Origin of the sequence: Butyrivibrio proteoclasticus P6B7 (assembly GCF_000622085.1) — a bacterium.
Classification (GTDB): Bacteria; Bacillota; Clostridia; order Lachnospirales; family Lachnospiraceae; genus Butyrivibrio; species Butyrivibrio proteoclasticus_A.
Window position 1 is genome coordinate 27,167 of sequence record NZ_KK211398.1, and the last position, 23,769, is coordinate 50,935.

Consider the following 23,769-nt stretch of genomic DNA (forward strand, 5'->3'; position numbering starts at 1 on the left):
AAAAATGAGTTTTTCAAAGGATTTTTTATGGGGAGCTGCTTCCGCAGCACACCAGATTGAAGGTGGATACTTAGATGACGGCAAAGGACTTGGAATCTGGGACCATTTCGAGCACGAAGAGGGACGCATTGAATTTGGCGAGAATGCTGATGTTTCCTGTGATCACTACCATCACATGAAGGAAGATATTGCTCTTATGAAGCAGATTGGCTTAAAGAGCTACAGATTCTCCGTAAGCTGGCCAAGGGTTATGCCTGAGGGAATCGGAAAGGTGAACGAAAAGGGACTTAAGTTCTACTCAGATCTTGTGGATGAGCTTAAAAATGCCGGAATTGAGCCCATGGTAACTCTTTTCCACTGGAATCTTCCCATGGCGCTCTATGAAAAAGGTGGCTGGAAGAACCCTGAGATTGCAGACTGGTTTGCTGAATATGTAGAGGTAGTGGTCAAGTGCCTTGGCGACAGGGTTAAATACTGGATGACCTTCAACGAGTATCAGATGTTTGTGGGACTTGGCTATCAGATCGGTGCAATGGCACCCTTTGAGAACAATGATATTAAGACCATGCTGGATATCTCGGTAAATGTCTTTAAATCTCACGGAAGAGCCGTTTCTGTTATCAGGAAATACAGTAAGCTTGAGGCCAAAATCGGAATGGCTCCCACAGGAAATGTGTGGGTTCCAAAGGATGACACTCCTGATGAAGTTGAGAAGTGCAGGAAATTGTCTTTTGCCATAGATCCGTATGGTTTCCTTATGGGAAATGCATGGTGGGCAGATCCGATATTCTTAGGACATTTCCCGGAAGGCTCAGAAGAAGCCTTTGGAGACATGCTGCCAAAGCTTACCAAAGAGGAGTGGGATGAGATAGCTCAGCCCCTTGATTTCTACGGCTTTAACGTCTATGAGGGAACAGTAAGATATCCGCTTGATCCAAACAACTACGGACCATACGAGTATCAGGGAAGCGCGTACACAATGATGGGCTGGAGCGTTACGCCAAGAGTTCTGTACTACGCACCCAAGTTCTTCTATGAGAGATATCATAAGCCGATCATGATCACCGAGAACGGAATGGCCGGCATGGACTGGAAGGCCCTTGATGGCAAGGTTCATGACTACCAGAGAATAGATTTCACAAACAGATATCTCTTAGAGCTTGAGAGAGCAATTGATGACGGCATCGAGGTCATCGGCTACCAGCACTGGTCAATCATGGATAATTTCGAGTGGTGCCACGGCTACAAGATGAGATTTGGCCTTATCTATGTCGATTATGAGACAATGGAGAGAACCCTTAAGGACTCTGCTTACTGGTATAAAGAAGTGATTGCTACAAACGGCGAGAGCCTTCATAAACATTAAAAATTCACCCCTGTTCCTTGGAACAGGGGCTTTTTTTACTTTATTCGTTTGATCTCGGCGAATCGGATCTCGAGAGGAGCCAGAACAGGCGAATATTCGTAGACTCCGCTTTCAATCAGCCTGTATTCTTTGTGCATTCCGGGAACGCAGTAGCCTTTTATTATCTCAACATCGCTTGGATCCAAGGGAACAGCACCCATCTTAAGCCAGATGTCATAAGCGCTTCCGTATTCTCTATTTACAAAGAGCTCTTTGATGCAATAGTTGCCATCCTCAAGATCTGTGAGCTTTATCTGGAACTGGAGGCTGTTTGTCATGTCAAAAGGCGTGTATCTGTTGGTTTCCGTCATATCAAACAGCTCACCCGAAGCAAACAGATTACCGTAGTGCACGTAGTTATAAGTGATGATCTGGTATGCATCTATGCTTCTTGTGATAAAGTACCCTTCTCCTCCGGCTATGAGTTCATCTCCCAGAAGGCTTGCAAAATAGAAGCTGTAGTATACGCTCTTTCTTATGCCGTTTGTGGTGTAGATGCCAAGTCCTCCGTGGAAAAGAGTATCCGGCAGAGCATTTTCTTCCAGAAGGTCTGTCAGTGACCAGTAGCCGAAGCTATCGAGCCTGTCGTAGTTCCTGAGGAGGTTTTTAAGTATATAGCAGGATTTAAAGCAGGTGTCACTGGCAAGATTTCTGTGGGAGAGGGTGAAGTTCCACTCTGTCATGTATATTGGCAGCGAGCCGAATCCTGCTGAGGAAAAGATCTTTTTGATGCTTCCGATCCATAGCGAGAAATCGTCAGTTCTTTTCGGGAAGGAAAAAGAAACGCTTCCGATAGTTACATTCTGCTTGGCTGTGATAGGAATAATGTCGGAATAGTAGTGTACATTCAAAAACTCCGGTTCACAGTTATTCTTTTTGGTATATGCAAGGAAATCTTTGATCCACTTGTCAGTTCCTAAGTTTTCCATATACAGAATTGAAGGGGATCCAAATACAAGCTTGTCGTCAACTCTTTTTACTGTGCGATAAGTGGCTTCGTAGAAGCGCATAAACAGTGGGTCATCGCCAAAGCCGAACATGGACTTGGGTGTTACAGGTTCATTCCATACGCAAAAGAGCCATGATCTGACTGTGTTGGTGCCATAGCGCTCCAAAAGATGCCTTGTGAAGTTGTCGATGAACTGTTCCCACTCTGACATGTGTTTGGGTGGGCTTGTTATCATCGGCGAATAGAAAATAGTCTTATTCGGATCGGCAGCGAGGTCCCTTGGCATGAAAGAAAGCTGTATAAGGGGCTTTAAACCGATGGAAATAAGGAAATCAAGCGCCATATCAACCAAAGTGTAGTGGAAGGTCAGTTTGCCATTAATTCTTGAAACGACCATCATGTCATCGGAAAGAAGGCCATGAAACTTGATGTATTCATAACCAATGTTATTTTGAAGGTCTATGAGCATGTTCTGAATGTCCATGTTTAACAGCTCTTTTGCCCTTCCGACGGTAATAAATTTCTTAAAGGTATGCTTTAAGGTTCTTACACCGCTGCTGACTGAAGCCACCACTTCCTCGGACTTTACGATGTTCCTGGTGCTGATGGTGTGTGGCTGATCTTTGATATCTCCAAGATACTTTGTCAAAAGATGCAGATAATTACTGGGCTCCATTTGCAGATAGTTCAGTGTTGAGCTGGCTTCAGCGGTCGCAGGAGTCTGGCCCCTTTGCTTTCTGTATGTACTTGGCAGTGTTCCGTACTGTTTTTTAAAGCTGCGCACAAAGGAATGAGATTCGGTAAAACCGTTCCTGACAGCGATGGTCTCAATGGAATCATTGGTTGAGAGCAGGTCTGAAAGGGCATGGTTCAGCTTGACTGTTGTGTAATACTGCGAAAACTTAACGCCCATGTTCTTGTCGAAAAAATTAGATAAATAGGGAACTGACAGATCTTCCTCTGCAGCCAGATCACTGAGGGAAAAGTTCTCAGCGTAATGGTCTTCAATGTATTTAAGCAGTCTTGTGAGTCTTGCTGCGTATTTCTGCTGGGTTTTAATGGCATTTGTGATCGGAACACTGAAATTTGCCAAAAGCTCAGCAACAAGATAATAAGCCAGGGAATAGTTTCTGTACTGGGATTCATATGAATTATGAGCATTCTCGTTGAGCATGGTGGCAATTGCGAACTTTAAGCCATCAAACTTGGATAAGTCATCTGTTGTTGTCGTATTGCAGTCAAATACCATTTCATCGAGGTTGGCATCAAACTGGTTCATTCTTGATAAATCTATCTGGATAGCGATCATAACGGCGCTTTCAGACCTTAGGGAATGAATGGTATTGCTATTAATAAGAATGATATCCTCGCTGGATAGTTCATATTCGGTATTGTCTATTGAAATGGTTATAACTCCGTCTAAAACCATCAAAAGTTCTATGCTTCTGTGCCAGTGATTATCAACAGAGCCCAGTTTATGCATGAAGATTTTAAGGGGAATATTAGGCGGGAACTCTATTATCTCGTGACGCTCTTCAAGATACATGATAAAACCTCATATAAGAAAAAATGTACGTTATTTGCACCTAATTTAAGGATATATCAAATGTTTTTTTCGGTAAAGGCAAAAAGGTACAAAAATTAATGTGTTGAATCGGCAAAAAGAGACCTGAAAATTAAAAAACAGTTTTTTCTTAAAAATTGTACATGTTTTTAGAAAGGGGTGACCTAGGGATGGGTACCCTGTAATTTGTATAATTGTTTCATCAAGAGAACAAGTGATTATTCCATGACATGGAGGAACCTATGGAACAGGAATTGATAATTGAAGTAAAAAACATGACCAAGAACTTTGGGATCACTAAAGCGCTCAGGGGAGTCGATGTAAAGTTTTACCGCGGTCAGATCCGTGGTCTTATCGGAGAGAACGGTAGCGGTAAATCAACCATAACATCAATCCTTGCAGGTATGCAGAAGGCTACCAGCGGCGAAGCGTTTTATAAAGGACAGCCCTGGGATCCCGACAGCATGGTAGAAGCTCAGAAGGCCGGAATCAGCATGGTACTTCAGGAAGCAAATACAATTCCTAACTGTACGGTTGCTGAAAACATCTTCGCAGGACGCTTCGATGAATTCTCCAGGTTTGGAATAGTAAATATGAAGAAGCTCAATGCTGCGGCTCAGAAGATGCTCGATGATTTCGATATCAAACACATCAAGGCTGCTGACAGCATCAACAAATACGGCTTCGAGGACAGAAAGCTTATTGAGATCGTGAGATGTGTTTCTGAGGATACAGAAGTTTTTGTTGTCGATGAGACAACCACAGCACTCTCTCATGAAGGAAGAAAGCTCATATACGACCTGATCCACAAGCTTAAGGACAACGGCAAGTCAGTAATCTTCATCTCCCATGATATGGAAGAGATCCTGGAGCAGTGTACAGACCTTACAGTCCTTAGAGACGGCGAGATAATCGGTCATCTTAACAGAGAAGAGATGGACATGCCCAATGCGGAACAGGTTATCAGATATATGATGGTCGGCCGTGAGATCGGAGATGCTTATTACAGAGAAGATTACGACATTTCACATGGCGATAAGGTTGCGCTGGAACTAAAAAACGTAACACTTGGAGAGATAAAGGACTTTTCACTCCAGGTTCACGAGGGCGAGATCATAGGATTTGGCGGACTTAGCGGCTGCGGAATGCATGAGATCGGAAGACTTGCATTCGGACTTGAAAAGCCCGAATCCGGAGAGGTCATAAGAGAAGGTAAGAAGATACACAACTGTAATGACGCCATCTCAGCAGGAATCGGATATATATCCAAGAACAGAGATACAGAGGCACTTATTCTCGAGGGTTCTATTCAGGACAATATCACACTTCCTTCAGAGAAAGACCTGGCAAAGAAGCTGTTCATCAAACCTTCCGATGAAAAGAACTTATCGGATAAAGAGATTGATTCCTTCAGGATCAAATGTAATGACGGTAATCAGTGGGTCAACACTTTGAGCGGTGGTAATAAACAGAAGGTTTCATTTGCAAAGTGGACTGCCAAGGGTTCTGATGTGATCATCATGGACTGTCCTACACGAGGCGTAGATATCGGTGTTAAGCAGTTTATGTACGCTCTGATCGCAGAGATGAAGAAACAGGGCAAAGCAATAATCCTCATCAGTGAGGAGATGGCAGAGCTCATCGGTATGGCAGACAAGATCGTGGTAATGAAAGATTTTGCCATCAGCAAAGAGTTTACAAGAAGTAAGGATCTGTCAGAGACAGATATTATCGAATACATGATCTGATCTAGGAGGAAAGAGATGTTTTCAAAAGCGTTTTTTAAAAAGCATGTATATGATATCGCGGCGTATGCCGGTCTGGCAGCGACTTTTATCCTGTTTCTCATATTTAGTAGAGAGAACCTCTCCTACAACGTAGGAACAGTACTGCAGGCAGCATCAGCGTATGCGATCTTATCCCTGGGAGCTGTGTTCGTTTATTCCATGGGATTTATGGATGTATCAATAGGACAGCAGATAGGTGTTTACTCCATCCTGATGATACTTATCTCGAATAAAATGGGCGGAAGCATTGCAGGAGTGGTACTTGGTTTTGTTGTTATCCTGGTCATCGCTCTGGTGTGCGGAGCCTTCAACGGAGCAGTTGCCGTATGGCTCAAGCTTCCATCAATCGTAACTTCGCTGTTCCTTATGTTCTTCTTTACAGGAGCACAGCTCCTTCTTATGGAGAGCACAGGAAATAACACAATTTCCATTGAGGCATGCATTAAGCCCTCAAGCAGAACAGCTTATAACTGGATCATTCTGGCAGCAATTGTGTTAGTTGCACTGGTTGTTACATTCCTCTTCAACTACACAAAGCTGGGAAAATATACAAAGGCAATCGGAGCAAATGAAGTGGTTGCAGCTCAGAGCGGAATCAACACCACCAGATGGAAGGTAATAGCATATATGACCTTTGGTGTGTGCGTAGCAATTGCATCCTTCATCATGCTGATGAGAACCGGAACAGCCGGAAAGGGAACCGGCGGCGGATATGCAATGGACGTAATGATCTGCCTTATCCTGGGCGGAATGCCTCTTTCGGGAGGAATGGTCTCAAAGGTAAGAAGTGCTCTGATCGGTACATTTACTTATGTGTTGCTGACAAATGATCTGACGACAATGGGTGTAGAGCTCAATTACATCAATTTCGTCAAGGCAATCATTTTCATAATCATTATTCTTATAACATGTCGCAAGAATAATGGGGTGTTACCAAGATGATTTTTACTGCTTTTGCAGGAAAAATACTTAATTTAAGGAGGAATTTATGAAGAACGCAGTAAAGAAGTTTTTAGCAATGATGCTTGCAGGCGTAATGTCAGTTTCACTTATGGCTTGCGGATCAAGCGGAAGTGGAGCAGCTAGCACAGAGGGTGCTGCATCAAGTGAAAAGGCAGGCAAGAACTGCACAATCGGTGTAGCTTTCTATCAGGACAGTGGTCTTGCAACAGAGGCAACAAAGGCTTATCTCGACAACATGGCAGATACATTAAACTGCAAATTTAAGTACACAGTATTATCTCAGACTGACGAAGGTGTAAACCTTACAAAGATCCAGGAGCTCATCGCTTCAGGAGTTGACGGAATCATCTGCACAATGGATTCCGGTACAGCAGCTATCGTACAGGAGTGCGAGGCAGCTAACGTATATATCGGCGGATACCTTTGCGACTACGATATTTCTTACACACAGGCTTATGATGCTGTATTTAAGAACGATCATTTCGTAGGAACAGTAATCGATGGTTATGCTCCTGATAACGTAGTAGTAGGACAGCAGATGTTTGACAGCCTTCTTGAGTACAACGAGAGAAACGCAGATGCTCCTATAACACACGTTTCACTGGCTATCTTCCCTGTATGGGCTTTCCCTGCGCAGACACTTGGAGCTCAGCAGTTCATCGCAGCTGTTGACGAGTACAACAAGACAGCTGACGTTCAGATCACATGCGATCCTTTGAATGAGGAGACAGACGTTTTAGCATTCTCACCTATGGACAGCACATACTTTGCTAAACACGAAGGTATTCAGGCAATCATGAGCTTCGCAGCAGGTACAGGTTTCGTATATCCTGTAATGGTTCAGACAGGCAACGACAAGAACATCAAGCTCTTCACAACAGGTTTTGACGGTGGTGAGGAGAAGAACTTTGGTTCAGCAGGAGCACAGACATATCAGCAGAACTGTGTAACAGCTGTTGAGACTATCACATATCCACTTGTACTTCTCTTAAACAAGATCAACGGCGTAGAGTTTAAGGACCAGCCTGAAGATGCAGAGAGAGTAAGCTGCGATCAGTTCATCATGAACAGTGATGAGGATATGGCAGCATTCCAGAAGAATATTTACTTCACAGCAAATGCTTCTGATGCCCTCTTCACACCTGAAGAAGTACTCAACATGACAGCTTATGCTAATCCTGATGCTACTTACGAGCAGCTCAAGAAATCTATTTCAACACTTACAGTTGATTCACTTAAGTAATTAAAAGAAATACTAATGAAATGGTAATGATGTGGGGGATATTTATTATCCCCCAGGCATCATCCTGGTAATGAGGAAACGATATGAATACAAATAAAGGCTTAGAGATATTCAAAAAAATAGGGTTATCTGTCATTTTTCCATTATTGATGTTTGTGGTGATGCTGATCATTACCGGTACTAATGAAAAATGTTATGTCAATGGAAAGCTGATCTTCCTGTCGGGAGATATGGTGCAGCAGGTATTTCTTAATGCTTCCATGACAATCTGCGTGGCTCTGGCAATATGGATCCAGCTCAAAAACGGAAGATTTGATTTCTCCGGAGGAGCAACCATGATCCTTACAGCAATTGTTGCAGGACACATTGGTTATGACACCAGAAACCCATGGCTTGCGCTTATTATTGCAGTAGTACTGGCAGTTGTCTTAAGCATGTTCACAGCAACCGTGTACATCTTAGGTCGCATTCCGATCATCATCTGTACGATCGGTATGACTCTTTTCTATGAGTCACTTACATACCTTGTATTTGGTGGACAGGGTATCAGAGTATTTTACTCCACCGTGGAGACATCAGTATTCGGAAGACTTCCCGGAATCTTCCTTCCTGCAGGACTCGCAATACTTGCATTTGTGGTATTTACCTACTTTACCGCAGCCGGAAGAAAGGGAAAGATCTTATCAAACAACCAGAGAGCCGGTGTAAACATCGGTATCAATGAGAAAAAGAATGTATTCACAACATACATTTTTTCAGGAATGATCCTTGGATTTGCAGCAATCATCTATGTATCACAGAATGAAGTTGGTCCTCAGTCAGGACTTGCCACATCAGGAATCATGTTCTCTTACATCGTTCCTGTATTTATGGGAACCTTCATTGGACTAGCAAGCTGTGACGTTGTTGGTATCGCGATCGCTGCAATCGGTATGGAAATCATGAACTACGGACTCAACTGTCTGAACCTTGGAGCAGGCGGATGGCAACAGATCATCCTCGGAATCTTCGTACTTGGATTCTACTCATTCTCAGCTCAGACAGATAAGATACAGGCATTATTTGCCAGAATGAAAGCCGGAAAGGCAAAAGCATAAAGAGGTTATTTCAATGGATTTAAAGGCAAAGCCATTTTATTTATCAGATGAAGATATTAAGTGGGTTGAAGAGACCAAGGCTTCTCTTACATTAGATGAAAAGCTCGGACAGCTCTTTTTCCCAATCGGATATTCCCCAAATGAGCAGTATCTGCAGTATGAGATACTCTCCAAGAATCCCGGCGGACTTATGTTCAGAACCGGCAAAACTGAAGAGCTATTTGATGCATATTCATATCTTCAGACAAACAGCAAGGTTCCGATGCTTCTTGCAGCAAATCTTGAGGCAGGCGGAGACGGAATCGTACTCGAGGGAACATCATTCGGAAAGCAGATGCAGGTTGCAGCAACAGGTGACCCCGAGCAGGCATACAGACTTGCAAAGGTTAGCTGCAGCGAAGGACAGGCAGTAGGGTGTAACTACGCATTCGCTCCTGTAGTGGATATCGATTATAACTATCACAGCCCCATAACAAATGTCAGAACCTATGGCTCTGACCCGGAGAAGGTCAAGAAATTCGGACTTGAGTATATGAGAGGGGCAAAAGAGTGCGGCTCAGCAGTAGCCATCAAGCACTTTCCCGGAGACGGCGTAGATGAAGTTGATCAGCATATATTAACCAGCGTAAACAGTCTCAGTTGTGAGGAGTGGGATGCGACATACGGCGACGTATACAAAACCCTTATCGACGAAGGCGCTCTGTCAGTAATGGTTGGGCATATCGCGCTTCCTTCTTATCAGAAGAAATTTAACCCGGGCCTCCCCAAGAAGCTTATACCGGCTTCACTCTCCCCTGAGCTTTTACAGAATCTACTCAGAGATCAGCTTGGATTTAACGGAATGATAATCACGGATGCTACCCCTATGGTTGGCTTCCTCTGCGCAATGGATAGAGAAAAATCAGTTCCGTACTGCATTGAAGCAGGTTGTGACATGATCCTTTTCAACAAGGATTATGACGAAGACATTCAGTTTATGAAGAAGGGCTACGAGGAGGGAATTCTCTCTGAGAAACGTTTGGATGAAGCACTTACGCGTATTCTTGCCATGAAGGCAGCGCTGAGGCTCCATGAGAAAAGAGCTAATGGAACTCTTGTACCTGACAAAAAGAATCTGCCTGTTATCGGCAGCGATGAGCACGTTGCCTGGGCAAAAGAGTGTGCTGATAAGTCGGTGACACTGGTAAAGGATACACAAGCTCTTTTACCTATATCTCCTAAAAAGCACAAGAGAGTACTGTATGAGATCATGGGCGGATGCGCTTCCGAGAAGAGAGTAGAAGAGACCTTCGTAAAGCTCATGGAAGCTGAAGGCTTTGAGATGATCCCCTATGTAAAAGAGGAATTTGATTTCAACAAGCCTATCAAGTTTGAGTCAGTTACCGAGTTCAGGAACAAGTATGACCTTGTTATCTATCTCGGAAATGTGGAGAATGCTTCAAATAAGACCACAGCAAGACTTAACTGGCACACAATCTTCGGAGCAGGCAACAATATTCCGTGGTTTGTGGAGGTTGTTCCAACAATGTTTATTTCACTGCAGATTCCGTATCATCTTCTGGATGTGCCTATGATCAAAACATATATCAACGCATATTCAAACCATGATTACGTGATCGAGTCAGTGGTAGAAAAGATCCTTGGCAGAAGCGAATTTAAGGGTGTAAGTCCTGTGGATCCGTTCTGCGGAAAAGAGTACCTGGCATATTAACTTTGGAGGTAGACAAATATGGTAATCGACAAATTATCGGATTTTGAAGGCTTTTTAGAGGTGGTAGAACAGTGTAAGGGAGAGGTTGAACTTGTCACACCTGAGGGCGACAGACTTAATCTTAAGTCCAAGCTTTGCCAGATCATAGCATTATCCAGCGTATTCCCTCAGATTGCTGAGATCCCCAATGTTGAAGTGTTCGCGCATCAGCCTGAGGATATGGAGAGGATCGCAAAATTCTTATTTAAGTAATTTGTAGCCTGGATATGAGAAATTCATGTCCGGGCTAATTCTCATATTTGATAAAGGGAAAACTAGTATGAAAATCGTTGATGTAAAGATAAATGGAATTGAAAATCCGATAGGGTTCTCCTACCCGAAGATAAAGTGCAGCTGGAAGGTGGCCGAGACAACAGGCAAATACCAGGTGCGCTCTAAGATCGTTGTGAGCGAAAGAGAGGATTTCTCAGAGATTCTCTGGAGTAAGGAAGACCACGATCTTGACTGGATCGGAGAGAATATTGATATAGATTTAAAGCCAAGAACCAGGTATTACTTCTATGTTGAGGTTACTGACGATGAGAATAATACTGCCAAGAGCGATGTATGCTTTTTTGAAACGGGCAAGATGACTGAGAAGTGGAAGGCTAAGTTCATCGGAACGAATGAGGAACCTTCTTTCCATCCATGTTTTGTAAGAGAATTTTCCCTTGATGGGGTAAAAGAGATTGCTAATGGCCGTATTTACGTGACAGGACTTGGTCTGTACGAGGCTTATTTAAACGGCGTTAAGATCGGCGACGACTACCTTGCACCATTCTGTAATGACTATAACAAGGGCATTCAGTATCAGACCTACGATATCACGGACCTTCTGAAGGCTGATAACAAGCTCTCTATCATCTGCGGAAACGGCTGGTATAAAGGCCGTCTTGGCTATGATGGCGATGTTTCATACTATGGCAATAAATTTGGCGTCATTGCGGAAGTTTATGTAAATGGCAAGCTCACTGTCATGACAGACGAGAGTTTCAAATATTGCGGAAGCGATATTGTTTCCAGCGATATCTACGACGGTGAGGAGTATAACCGCCTATATTGGAAGGACAAGAAGAACGAGTGCAAGCCTGTGACTGTATGGAAGGACAACAAAGATACAGTGGCAAGGCTTGTAGAGAGATACAGTCTGCCTGTTGTGGTAAAAGAGACTCTTCCTGTAAAAGAGATCATTGATACCCCTGCAGGTGAGAAGGTGCTGGATTTTGGCCAGAATTTCACGGGATATGTATCCTTTAAATCAAAGCTTCCAAGCGGAACCAGGGTTGTTCTTGATTTTGGTGAAGTCCTTCAGGAGGGCAATTTCTACAATGCCAACTACAGATCTGCCAAGGCACAGTTCACCTATGTTTCAGATGGTTCAGATGAGGATGTTCGCCCTCACTTTACTTATTATGGATTCAGATATGTGAGAGTAACAGGCTGGGAAGGTGAGCTGAGCGCAGAAGATTTCACCGGAAACGTAGTCTATTCAGATCTTGAAACCACAGTGTCTTTAGATACTTCAGATGCCAAGCTGAACAGACTTGCAAGCAATTGCTTGTGGGGACAGAAGTCCAACTTCCTTGATATGCCAACAGACTGTCCTCAGAGAGATGAACGTCTTGGATGGACCGGTGATGCACAGGTTTTTGCACCTACTGCATGCTTTAACATGGACACAAGGGCTTTCTATAGAAAGTTCTTATACGATCTTCATCTGGATCAGATGGATCACGATGGAATTGTTGCAAACTTTATTCCAAATATCAGCAAGGCTCCAGGCGGAAGCAGCGTATGGGGCGATGTTGCCACATTCCTGCCAATGGCTCTGTATGAGTACTACGGAGATGAGGATGAGCTTAGGGCCAACTATCCTCTGATGAAGGACTGGGTAGATCATGTCATTCATGAGGACGAAGAGCACGGTGATACCGGCCTTTGGAACTTTGGCTTCCACTTCGGAGACTGGCTTGCTCAGGACGGAATCAGCCCTCAGAGTATGAAGGGCGGCACAGATGACTATTTTGTAGCATCCGTCTACTACTATGAATCACTGATAAAGGCAGGAAGTGCAGCCAGAATCCTTGGCTATGTCGATGACAGCATAAGATATGCTAAGCGCGCAGAGAAGGTAAATACCGCTATCTTAAACGAGTATTTCTCACCCAGTGGAAGGCTTGCCATCGATACACAGACAGCGTACCTTATCTGCCTCAAATACAAGATATTTATCAGCAAAGACAAGATTATTGACGGCCTTAAACTCAGGCTCAAAAAGGACTGCTACAAGATTAAAGGCGGCTTTGTAGGAGCCACTATGATGTGTCAGGTGCTTGCTGAGAACGGTATGGAGGATATTGCCTACTACATCCTGTTCCAGGAAGGCTTCCCCGGATGGATGCACTGCATCAACCTCGGAGCGACAACGATCTGGGAGAGATGGAACTCAATCCTTGATGACGGAACCATCAGCGGAACCAATATGAATTCGCTCAACCACTACTCTTATGGCTCTGTAATGGAATATGTTTACCGTTTTATCGCCGGAATCCAGCCTAATTCCGCAGGATTTAAGAGCGCATATATTGCTCCTCAGCTCAGTTCCAAGCTTCAGTATGTGAACTTTGAGTACAACTCTGTAAGCGGTAAGTATTCATCCTGCTGGAAGATAAACGATGACGGCACGATCACTGTAAGATCCGAAGTTCCTTTCGGATGTTCTGCGGTTTACAGACTGCCCGGAACAAACGGCGAGGAGATACAGCTGGAGGCAGGAGTGTTTGAAAAGACCTATAAGCCCGCCAGAGATTACAGGCTCATGTATACCATGGACACAAGGCTTGAGGAATTTGCCGAGGATAAAAGAGCTCTCGACATAATAAAAGCTGATCTTCCCCTTGCATATAAGCTTATAGAAAGCAAGGACGTAGAGAGCCTTGGACTTACATTAAATGAGCTGCAGACCATGTTCTTTATGGGCTTTAACCCGCCAATGGTAATGGCAGCGGCAGAGAAACTGCTTGCACTTAAAAAGGAGTGGAAATAATGAGACAGGTTTTTAACCCCTATTTACCGCTATATGAATATATTCCTGACGGAGAACCAAGGGTATTTGATGGAAGAGTATATATCTATGGATCTCATGATTTTGCAGGCGGAGAGAAGTACTGCATGGGAGACTATGTGACCTGGTCAGCACCGGCAGATGACCTTACTGACTGGAGATATGAGGGCGTCATCTATAAGAGAACCCAGGATCCTTCAAATGCAGATAACAGGATGGATCTGTGGGCTCCGGACGTGGTAAAAGGTCCGGATGGCAGATATTACATGTATTACTGCTTCTCTTTTAATCCGGAATTTGGCGTGGCAGTCAGTGATTCACCTGCAGGACCTTTTACCTTCTACGGACATGTTAAGTATCCGGAGGATGTGATGGGAGGAAAAGAGCTTCAGGAGAACTTCCCATTTGATCCCGGAGTACTGGTAGATGATGACGGAAGAGTCTTTTTATACTACGGATTCAGCCCGGCTAAGCCACTTCCTGCGCCTCCGCTCGAAACATTCCTTGAAATGGGAATGAGCAGGGAAGAAGCACAGGCGCAGCTTCAGGCTATCGCTAATACCAAGTTCTCTGACGGAGCCTTTGTTGTAGAGCTTGATAAGGATATGCTCACGGTTAAGGGAGAACCCCATCTGATGGTTCCCGGCGAGAAGATCGCAGAGGGCACAGGATATGAGGGACACGGCTTCTTTGAGGCCTCTTCCATGCGCAAGATAGGCGATAAGTATTACTTTATCTATTCAAGCTCGGTTAGCCACGAGCTGTGCTATGCGACATCTGACTACCCGGATAAAGGGTTTACCTACAGCGGAGTGATCATATCCAACGGAGACATCGGATATAAGGGAAATGTAAAGCCCAGAGCCATGATGGGTAACAACCACGGAAGCATAATCGAAATAAATAACAAATGGTATATATTCTATCACAGACAGACTCACGGCACAGAGAGCTCAAGACAGGGCTGTGCTGAGGAGATAAAGATTGCTCCCAATGGCAGGATCGACCAGGTCGAGATCACAAGCTGTGGTCTGAACGGAGGACCACTTGCAGGAGAGGGAACCTATTCGGCAGCCATTGCATGTAATCTTATGTGCAAAGAGAATGACAAAAAGATTGTTTACGGACAGTCTCTTAAGGACTCTCAGCCTTATATTTTCCAGAATACTGCGGAGAGAGAAGAGGAGTCTGAGCAATATATTGCCAATGTCTTTGATGGCGTTGTGGCAGGATTTAAGTACTTTGACTGCAAAGGTGTTAACAAGATTTCGATAGAGGCAAAGAGTTACGGGGAAGGCAGGCTGGAAGTATTACTGGATTCTGAGGAAGCTCAGCCGGTTGGCGAGATCTCTTTTGCGAAAGCAGATGAGGGATTTGTATGTTATGAGACTGAGGCAAATATCCCGGATGGAATCCATGGTCTGTTCTTTAAATTTGCCGGCGAAGGAAAGATTGATTTTAAGAGTTTCGCATTTGAGAAATGAAAGGAGCCCCTATGAATTATAAGACTGTAATTTTTGATCTGGACGGAGTAATCTGTTTTACCGATGAATATCATTATCTTGCCTGGAAGGAGCTGGCAGATGAGCTGAATATTCCCTTTGACAGGACTATCAATGAGAGGCTAAGGGGCGTCAGCAGAATGGATTCTCTTGAGATAATTCTTGAGAAATACACAGGTCCTGCGCTTTCAGACGAAGAGAAGGAAAGACTCGCGACCAAGAAGAATGATATCTATAGAAAGAGTCTTGAGAAAATGTCTCCTGCAGACCTTTCGGATGAGGTCAGAGAGACTTTAAATGCCCTTAGGGATAAGGGACTTAAGCTTGCCATCGGATCATCAAGCAAAAATACCAAGTTCATATTAAAACAGATCGGGCTGGAAGGTTTCTTTGACGCCATAAGTGATGGCACCAATATCACAAGATCCAAGCCCGATCCGGAAGTGTTCTTAAAAGCTGCCGAGTTTGTGCTCGAGGAGCCAAAGGACTGCCTTGTTATCGAGGATGCAGAAGCCGGCATAGATGCTGCTATTGCAGGAGGCTTTGACGGCGCAGGTATCGGAAGTGCAGCAAGCTATGATAAGGCGACTTATCACCTTGAGTCTTTTAAGGACATCTTAAAGTTTGTTTAATTGTAAAGCTTCTCTTTGGCTGCTTTATGATTGTCATTACAGAGAATCAGGCAATAAAGATTTACTGTGGGAAGTAAACAATTAGTATAATTGTATTTATAAAAATGCTATAAACCGCATATTTTTGCACCATAATAATGATATAATGTACGTACATGGGGACAAATTCTGTCTCCATGCATTTTTATTTCTGAAATCATTGAGGGATGGTGCGCTGCATGAAAGTAATGCAGAATATAAAACGCTATTCAATCTTTTTAATATGCTTATTCGTGCTGGCTTTTTTGGGAACTACAGCTTCAGCTGATACGGGAAACAATGATGCAGACAGTATTGTCATAGGAGTTCCTGCTGACAGATGCCCTGTATTTTATTTGGATCCTGAGACAAAAGAGACAGTGGGGATAGGTGTTGATCTTATGCGCGCTGCTGCAGAAGAAGCTGGGTATAGTGCGTCTTTTAAGGTTATCACAGAAAAAACAAATAAAGATGCCTTGGATAATCCTGAATATGACATCATTATGCCCTTTGGCAGTGCAATCAAGAGTTCGTCCGGAAAAGAGACTATTGTAACGGAGAATCTTATTCAGACGCCATTTACTATGGTTACAAAGGGAGATAAAAAACTCCCTGTATTACATGAAAGCCATATTGGAATGCTCAGTTCCCTTGCTGGAGGAGCAGAAACAGTTAAGCAGCTTTATCCGGGAATAGAGATTACACTTTATGATACGATGCCTGAGTGTGTCAAGGCACTTAGATCAGGCGAAGTAGATGCATTGATGCATAATTCCTATGTGTGGAGCTATGTTTTACAGAAGCCTTCATATTCGGATCTGAAAGTTCAGCCTGCCACCATGTTTTCCATGGACCTTCGTGCAGGGACACTCGATACACCTGAAGGAAGACTTATTGTTGACAGGCTTAATGGGGGCATTGAAAAGCTGACAGATACACGGAAGCAGGCGATTATCCTGGACTATACTTCAAGACGCCTGTATCAAAATGACTTTTGGGATTATGTTTTTGAATATAGATATCTTCTGGTGCCTGGAACAATCTTCTTCATCTTATTAATTATAGGTATTGTTCACAGGCAGAGGGCTATACGTAGAAAGCAGGAAGAAAAGATACGTGAGCTAACAGAGAAAGATCCACTTACAGGAATGCTGAATCTGGAGGGCTTTAAAAAGCGTGTCGAGGAACTGCTCATTACGCACCCGGAGAATCAGTACCTTCTTTCCTTTAGCAATATCAAGAACTTCAAGTTTATTAATGAAAGCATGGGGAGGGAGACCGGAGATGATCTTTTGCGCTTTTGGGCTGAAAGGTCAACTGCAACTTTATCTGATGAGGAAACAATGGGAAGAATTACCGGAGACAGATTTGCAGTGCTTCGGAAATATACTGATGCGGAGCAGATGGGCCGCGATGAAAAAGAAGTATTTGAGCCTCTCAGAAATTACTTTATAGATAGAGGAAAAGAGATCCAGCTTCAGATCTGTACCGGTGTTTATGCGATTACTCCGGAAGACCACAAAAACATTGATGTGGATCGAATGCTTGATTATGCCAGAATGGCTGAGAAGAAAGTAAGGGAAACATTAAAGACAGGATATGAATTCTACAACCCTGAACAGTGGGAGAAGGGGAAGCAGATCATTGATATAAGTGGTCATCTTTCAGCAGCTCTCCAGTCAGATGAAATACAGGTATGGTATCAGCCTCAGGTGGATTATAGCTCTGGCACGATAAGTGGTGCAGAAGCTTTATGTCGCTGGAAGCATACAAAGCTTGGATGGATTTCTCCGGGAGTGTTTATCCCTGTATTAGAAGAAACAGGAATGATCTTTGATCTGGATAGTTACATATGGGATAAGGTCTGCCAGGATCTTCATCGTTGGAATGAGGAAGGAAAACGCCGTTCTGTTTCAGTAAACCTCTCTCGTTCAGACATAAGAGAAGACAGGAGTATTCCAGGTATTTTTTATGAACTTATAAAGAAATATGATCTTGATCCGGAACAGCTAAGGATTGAGATAACAGAAACGGCATATGTTGAAAGCCCAGCTTTCCTGATTAAAACAACTTCTGAACTTCGTGAATATGGCTTCCAGGTAGAAATGGATGATTTTGGAAGCGGATACTCATCACTGCATATGCTCAAAGAAGTTCCTGTTGATCGTATTAAAATGGATCTCCATTTTCTTACTGGAGCTGGAGATATGGAAAAGAGCCGTATCATAATCACGCAGGTGATCAAATTGGTAGAGCTACTAGGAATGAAGCTGATTGCAGAAGGAGTAGAGACCAAAGCTCAGGCTGATTTCTTAAAAGATAGAGGTTGCCAGGAGATGCAAGGGTATCATTTCTTCAAACCAATGCCGGTAGAGGATTTTGAAAAGGCATTTGATAAAGAGCTTGATTACGATAAACGAGCATAAGTAATGGAAAGCAGATGATAGATGGAGCGATGGCTTCTTATGTGGGGAGGTATTTCTAATGGAAAAGTACAGATATAGTGATGAGGAATTAAAACTTTTAGAAAACAGTCCTATACCCTTTGCAATTTACCAGTCTGTAGATAAGAGAGTGGTTACGATAGTTCTGTCTGAGGGCTTTTTTGAACTGTCCGGATACAAAGGCATGGATAAAAAAGAAATCTATGATCTGATGGATAACGATATGTATCATGATGCACACCCGGATGACATATCTTCTATAAATGATGCGGTTTACCGGTTTGTAACAGAAGGTGACGTCTATGATGTGATCTACAGAATAAAAAGGAATGGAGAGTATAGAATAATTCATTCCTACGGCAAACATATCTATAAAGAAGATGGAACACGACTTGCATTCGTCTGGTACACGGATCAAGGAGCCTTTGTTGGTGATGAATTGAATGAGAATGAGGATATATCAGGTGAATATAGAAGACTCCAACAGGAGAATGAGCGTCTTAGGAAAGAGGCTGATGCAAATAGAAAGATACTGAGTCTGAAGAAGTCGGTTTCAGATCTTTTAACCAATATGCCTGCCATGACATTTTCAAAAGATGTGGATACCGGGAAATATCTTGCATGTAATCAGTCATTTGCTAATTATGCTCATAAAGATACTCCAGATGGAGTTGTGGGCCTGACTGATTTAGAAATCTTTGACGAAGACACCGCGCTTCATTTTATTGAGGATGATAAAAAAGCCCTTGCGATGGACAAGCCATATATCTTCTACGAAGATGTTCCTGATGCTGCAGGTAATCCTAGGCAGTTCCAGACTACAAAGCTTAAATTTACTGATGATACAGGCAGGGAGTGCCTATTAGGACTGTGTCAGGATGTGACAGATGCCATGCGTATTAAGCGTGAATATACTGAAAAACTTGCACTTGTTCAGAATATGGCTGAAGTAGATGCTCTTACCGGCATAAAAAATAAAAATGCGTATAAGGAAAGAGAGAATCTGATGAATGGGAGAATTCAGGAGCATCGTCAGCCTGAGTTCGCCATTGTGGTATTGGATGTAAATGATCTGAAGAGGATTAATGATACAGAAGGACATGAAGCGGGGGATAAATGTATTTGTGACGCCTGCGAGATAATCTGTCAAACATTTAAACGTAGCCCTGTCTACAGAGTTGGTGGAGATGAATTTGCGGTTATTTCCCAGGATGAGGATTATGCTCGAAGCGAGGAGCTGGTTGGTTTGATTACACAGCATAATGAAGAAGCGCTTTCAAACGGCGGGCTTATCATTGCCTGTGGCATGGCCAAATATGATAAAGAGACCAGTGTGGCTGAAGTATTTGAAGCTGCAGACAGAAGGATGTATGAAAACAAAAAATATTTAAAAACACGGAAAGATAATGGATAGAAGATAATCATAAGTTAGAGACATGACAAGAGCCCGGTTCGTGATGAATCGGGCTATTTAATGAGGACGGGTAATATGATAAAGTTTTTACATTTGTTCAAAAACTATTACTTGGGAATATCGTTTATAGGTATAGCAGCATTTGTGATACAAGAGATTCCATATATCGTTATGCCATTGATAAAACCTGCATCAAATCCAATCATGAATATGTCGAATGAGATCAAATGGATTGGGACAGTACAGGGAATATTTGGTATTTTGTCTATGATTCTGCTGATGTTAATTGTAAGGGATGATGTTAAACTTATTCCGAAAGAAACAACAAAAGAAAAGATATTCCTTTTTCTTATGATTCTGATGATCCTGATCAACTTTATTGGATGGATACTGTACTATATGGGTTACCAGTATGGATGGCTGATCATAATCACTCAGTTTGCCGTTGTTCCGTTGTACTATTTGTTTTTAGGACTTTGGCAGAGAAATTACCTGTTGGCAGGAACGGCGGTTCCATTTTTTGTGATTCATACCATCAACGGGATTATGAATTTTGCCGTTAAAAGATAATATCTTTCATTCAGGCATTATCGATCAAGGAGGCAAGTAATGAAGCAATATATTGTTGATGCTTTTACAGACAAGCCGTTTTCCGGAAATCCGGCGGCGGTTTGTGTAATGGATAAATGGCCGAAAGAAGACTTCATGATGAAGTTGGCTATGGAAAATAATCTGAGTGAGACAGCGTTTATTGTCAAGGAGGAACAGGGGTATCATCTCAGATGGTTTACTCCCGGATCCGAAGTTGAACTATGCGGTCATGCTACTCTGGCATCTTCTTTTGTGATATTCAATTACTTTGAGCAGGATAAGGATGTAATAGAATTTAATACTCTCAGCGGAAAGCTGACGATTGTTAGAAAAGACAGGCTTTATGAGATGGATTTTCCTACATATGAACAGCAGGAGATACCGGTGACAGATGAAATGGAAAGTGCTTTTGGTGTGAGGCCCGTTAAGGCGATACTGGGGCCAGATCTTGTATGTATTTTTGAATCTGAGGAGCAGATCCGGAACATGAAGCCGGATCAGGCTAAACTTGCAGGGCTGCCCGGGCGTGGACAGAATGTTACGGCAAAAGGAAAAGATACAGACTGCGTATCGAGGAGTTTCTTTCCCAAACTCTTAGTTCCGGAAGATCCCGTGTGCGGTTCTGCGCATTGCCAGATAGCTGATTACTGGTCAAAAGAATTAGGAAAATCAGAGATTCATGCGTATCAGGCATCGAAGAGAGGCGGGCATCTATATTGTGAACTCCTTGAGCATGGAAGGATAAGAATTAGCGGAGAGGCTACATTGGTTGCTATCTCGGATATCGTTGTTGTTTTTTAGCTTTCAGGATAACGTATTATGGGCAATATAAAGAACGGAAAGTTCGTTTATAAAAATGAAGACGGCATGAAGAAGATGCATGAGTTCTACGATAAGACCCTTGCATCTCTTGATGTACCATATTCGGAAGATTATTTTGATACATCATTTGGCAAAACCCATTGCCTTCTTGTTGGTGATCCTGAAAAGCCAAGGATATGTACAATACATGGCGGAAACGGGATCACAACGTTGAATCTGAAACTGTTTCTTCCGTTGCTTCAAGAATACTGTATCATTGCACCGGATGTGATCGGTATGCCGGGGAAAAGTGATCCATACAGAAATATAAGCAGCAAGAAGGATGAGTACGGACTGTGGATCAAGGAAGTACTGGATCATTACAAAGAAGATCGGATATCCTTTGTTGTATCTTCCTACAGTTCCGCTATGTTTCTTTCATTTGCCAGGATGTATCCGGAGAATGTAAGAAGTGCATTGCTTCTGGTTCCGTCAGGAATTGCACATGGCTCGATCCTGCCTATGCTGGGCAAGATGGTCGTTCCGTTTATGAAATACTATTTTAGTCCTTCCGGGAAAACACTTGATGCAGTGATTGAGTCTATGGGTGGAAAAGGGGATTCGATATGGAGAGAATTCTTCGACATTATGATGTCCTCATACAAGATGGAGATGAGACCGCCCAGGGAATATAAGAAGAGGGAAATGATATCGTTTAAAGCTCCGCTTCTGATAATTGCGTCGGAAAAGGATATCTTTTTTCCGGCAGGCAGAGTATTCAACAAGGCAGGGAAAATCTTTGCAGGACCGGTCACGATGGTTGAAATAGACAGTAAACATCTGCCATCAGATGAAACTATGGTTGATGTATGTAAACGAACAATAGAGTTCTTTGAGAATACTTAACGAGAATATCTTCCAGTATTATAGACAATGACAAATCGGAGATTGGAGGGGGAAACTATGTTAGAAATATTAAAAGCGAGGTTTCAGGATAATAAGAATCTTCATATGGAACTGAGTTGGCTTGACGTGGAGAAACGTTTGCTTGAGCATCAGGGCTCCATGGATGTTTTGAGAAGGATGGAGGAGAGCGGCGGAGAACCGGATACCATCGGCTATGACGAAAAGACGGGAAAGCTAATTTTCTGCGACTGCGCAAAGGAGTCCCCTTCTGGGCGCAGAAGCCTGTGCTATGACGAAAAGGCATTACAGGGGCGTGCTAAAAACCCGCCGTCAGGCAGCGCCGAATGGAAAGCAAAAGAAATCGGCGTTTTGATCATGACGGAGGAACTCTATCGCCGACTGCAAAGTCTCGGGGAATTTGATTTGAAAACGTCAAGTTGGATCACTACGCCGGATGATATTCGCGACAAGGGCGGTGCATTGTTCTGCGAACGACGTTACGGAAGGGTTTTCACATTCCATAACGGGGCGGATTCGTACTATTCCGTGCGCGGGTTCAGAGGTTATACGCTTATATAAATTCAAATTTGTGATTAAATTTCAGAATAAATCAGAACGATAACTCGAGATTTGAAGAGGTGAAGCCATGGCATGGAAATGTCCGAAATGCGGCAGAGAGTTCAGCAGACAAAACCAGGACCATTACTGTGTGAAACCGCAGAATATTGATGAATACATTGCTGCCCAGGATGAGAAATATAAGCCCAGATTAATGGAGATCCGGGAGATCCTTCGTGATGCACTGCCGGACGCGGAGGAACGGATCTCCTGGTCGATGCCCACTTACTGGAAAGGTCGTAATATCATTCATTTCGCAGCATCAAAGAAACATCTGGGCATTTATCCCGGTGATGAGGCTACAGCTGTATTTACGGAGGAACTCTCTGATTATGACGTAAGCAAGGGCACGATACGGATCCCCTATGATCAGCCTTTACCGGAAGCACTGATCATAAGGATCGCAAAATGGTGCTTTGAGAACTATTCCAAATAAGGTGTAAAGTTGGGTAATATCTCAGATGGATGAAGTGATTTATGATTGCTATAGCGGTGGAATACCGCATAAGCATTGCATAGATATTATGATTTCCAATAAGCCAGTAAGAGAGAGTCTAAAGTAATTAGCAAAATAGTTATTCCGGGGTAATATGCATCTTGTGCGAGGTGTTTCAGTAGTCTGACTTTCGAACTTGAAGTTTGTTTTTGACTAATATTCCTCCGATTTAAATCTTAATATTCTTCCGATTCAAAATCTATTTTTTCTCCGATTCAAAACCTAATATTCTTCCGATTCGAAATTGAATATTTCTCCGATTTGAGATAAAACAGTCGTAAATATGGGAGAAAAATCATGAGTGAGAAAAAATATTTACCACGATTATAAAAACAGATATAGTAGAAGATAAGTATTTTGAAAAAAGAGCCAATTTTGGACTAGAGTCAGACAATATGAGCCTTGGAGCTAACAGATGAAAATAATGGTTAGTGCCTGCTTGTTGGGGCAGAATTGCAAATATAATGGTGGCAACAATTACAGTGAAAAAGTTGCGGAGTACATAAAAGGGCATGAGGTCATCCC

Annotated in this window: 18 protein-coding genes and 1 pseudogene; 18 read left to right on the plus strand and 1 reads right to left on the minus strand. The window is 43.0% G+C overall.

What is annotated here, in order from left to right; all coding sequences use genetic code 11:
* The first annotated feature begins 4 nt into the window (after positions 1-4).
* Positions 5-1,366, plus strand: coding sequence for a GH1 family beta-glucosidase (locus T541_RS0118170; RefSeq protein ID WP_026653989.1), 1,362 nt, complete (start codon positions 5-7; stop codon positions 1,364-1,366).
* Between the two features lie 35 nt (positions 1,367-1,401).
* Here T541_RS0118170 and T541_RS0118175 read toward each other — a convergent pair whose 3' ends face one another.
* Entirely contained in the window at positions 1,402-3,900 is a 2,499-nt protein-coding gene (locus tag T541_RS0118175; RefSeq protein WP_026653990.1) for a GH39 family glycosyl hydrolase, read from the minus strand.
* A 260-nt stretch (positions 3,901-4,160) separates the two neighbouring features.
* Here T541_RS0118175 and T541_RS0118180 point away from each other — a divergent pair, with 260 nt between their 5' ends.
* From T541_RS0118180 to T541_RS22225, 17 genes and pseudogenes are all read left to right on the plus strand, one after another.
* A complete protein-coding gene (locus T541_RS0118180) occupies positions 4,161-5,666 on the plus strand; it encodes a sugar ABC transporter ATP-binding protein (protein ID WP_034468000.1) in 1,506 nt (501 codons plus the stop codon).
* A gap of 15 nt (positions 5,667-5,681) precedes the next feature.
* Complete coding sequence (locus T541_RS0118185) at positions 5,682-6,647, plus strand: ABC transporter permease (protein WP_026653992.1); 966 nt, start codon at positions 5,682-5,684, stop codon at positions 6,645-6,647.
* 46 nt (positions 6,648-6,693) lie between these two features.
* Positions 6,694-7,911, plus strand: a complete 1,218-nt coding sequence (locus T541_RS0118190) for a hypothetical protein (RefSeq protein WP_026653993.1) — start codon at positions 6,694-6,696, stop codon at positions 7,909-7,911.
* Between the two features lie 83 nt (positions 7,912-7,994).
* The gene (locus tag T541_RS0118195) at positions 7,995-9,008 is read left to right on the plus strand and encodes an ABC transporter permease (RefSeq protein ID WP_026653994.1); all 1,014 of its coding nucleotides are present in this window, start codon (positions 7,995-7,997) and stop codon (positions 9,006-9,008) included.
* Between the two features lie 13 nt (positions 9,009-9,021).
* On the plus strand, positions 9,022-10,719 hold the full coding sequence (locus tag T541_RS0118200) for a glycoside hydrolase family 3 N-terminal domain-containing protein (RefSeq protein WP_026653996.1): 1,698 nt from the start codon (positions 9,022-9,024) through the stop codon (positions 10,717-10,719).
* Positions 10,720-10,737: 18 nt separating this feature from the next.
* Positions 10,738-10,971: a poly(A) polymerase gene (locus T541_RS0118205; protein ID WP_022766031.1), complete on the plus strand. Its 234-nt coding sequence runs from the start codon at positions 10,738-10,740 to the stop codon at positions 10,969-10,971.
* A gap of 67 nt (positions 10,972-11,038) precedes the next feature.
* The gene (locus tag T541_RS0118210; RefSeq protein WP_026653997.1) at positions 11,039-13,804 is read left to right on the plus strand and encodes an alpha-L-rhamnosidase; all 2,766 of its coding nucleotides are present in this window, start codon (positions 11,039-11,041) and stop codon (positions 13,802-13,804) included.
* A complete protein-coding gene (locus T541_RS0118215) occupies positions 13,804-15,306 on the plus strand; it encodes a family 43 glycosylhydrolase (RefSeq protein ID WP_242840807.1) in 1,503 nt (500 codons plus the stop codon). The genes T541_RS0118210 and T541_RS0118215 overlap by 1 nt, the downstream gene beginning before the upstream one ends.
* 11 nt (positions 15,307-15,317) lie before the next feature.
* Positions 15,318-15,956 (plus strand): beta-phosphoglucomutase, encoded by a 639-nt coding sequence (gene pgmB, locus T541_RS0118220; protein WP_026653999.1) that lies wholly within the window; start codon positions 15,318-15,320, stop codon positions 15,954-15,956.
* Positions 15,957-16,174: 218 nt separating this feature from the next.
* On the plus strand, positions 16,175-18,400 hold the full coding sequence (locus T541_RS0118225) for an EAL domain-containing protein (protein WP_026654000.1): 2,226 nt from the start codon (positions 16,175-16,177) through the stop codon (positions 18,398-18,400).
* Between the two features lie 58 nt (positions 18,401-18,458).
* Positions 18,459-19,832 (plus strand): diguanylate cyclase domain-containing protein, encoded by a 1,374-nt coding sequence (locus tag T541_RS20990; protein ID WP_026654002.1) that lies wholly within the window; start codon positions 18,459-18,461, stop codon positions 19,830-19,832.
* Positions 19,833-19,907: 75 nt separating this feature from the next.
* On the plus strand, positions 19,908-20,402 hold the full coding sequence (locus T541_RS0118235) for a hypothetical protein (protein ID WP_026654003.1): 495 nt from the start codon (positions 19,908-19,910) through the stop codon (positions 20,400-20,402).
* 39 nt (positions 20,403-20,441) lie between these two features.
* Positions 20,442-21,224, plus strand: coding sequence for a PhzF family phenazine biosynthesis protein (locus tag T541_RS0118240; protein WP_026654004.1), 783 nt, complete (start codon positions 20,442-20,444; stop codon positions 21,222-21,224).
* Between the two features lie 18 nt (positions 21,225-21,242).
* A complete protein-coding gene (locus tag T541_RS0118245) occupies positions 21,243-22,130 on the plus strand; it encodes an alpha/beta fold hydrolase (RefSeq protein WP_026654005.1) in 888 nt (295 codons plus the stop codon).
* A gap of 57 nt (positions 22,131-22,187) precedes the next feature.
* The gene (locus T541_RS0118250; protein WP_022760379.1) at positions 22,188-22,709 is read left to right on the plus strand and encodes a DUF4256 domain-containing protein; all 522 of its coding nucleotides are present in this window, start codon (positions 22,188-22,190) and stop codon (positions 22,707-22,709) included.
* Positions 22,710-22,776: 67 nt separating this feature from the next.
* The gene (locus tag T541_RS0118255; RefSeq protein WP_022762558.1) at positions 22,777-23,184 is read left to right on the plus strand and encodes an iron chaperone; all 408 of its coding nucleotides are present in this window, start codon (positions 22,777-22,779) and stop codon (positions 23,182-23,184) included.
* Between the two features lie 475 nt (positions 23,185-23,659).
* Positions 23,660-23,769: pseudogene (locus tag T541_RS22225) on the plus strand (DUF523 domain-containing protein); the annotation flags it as partial.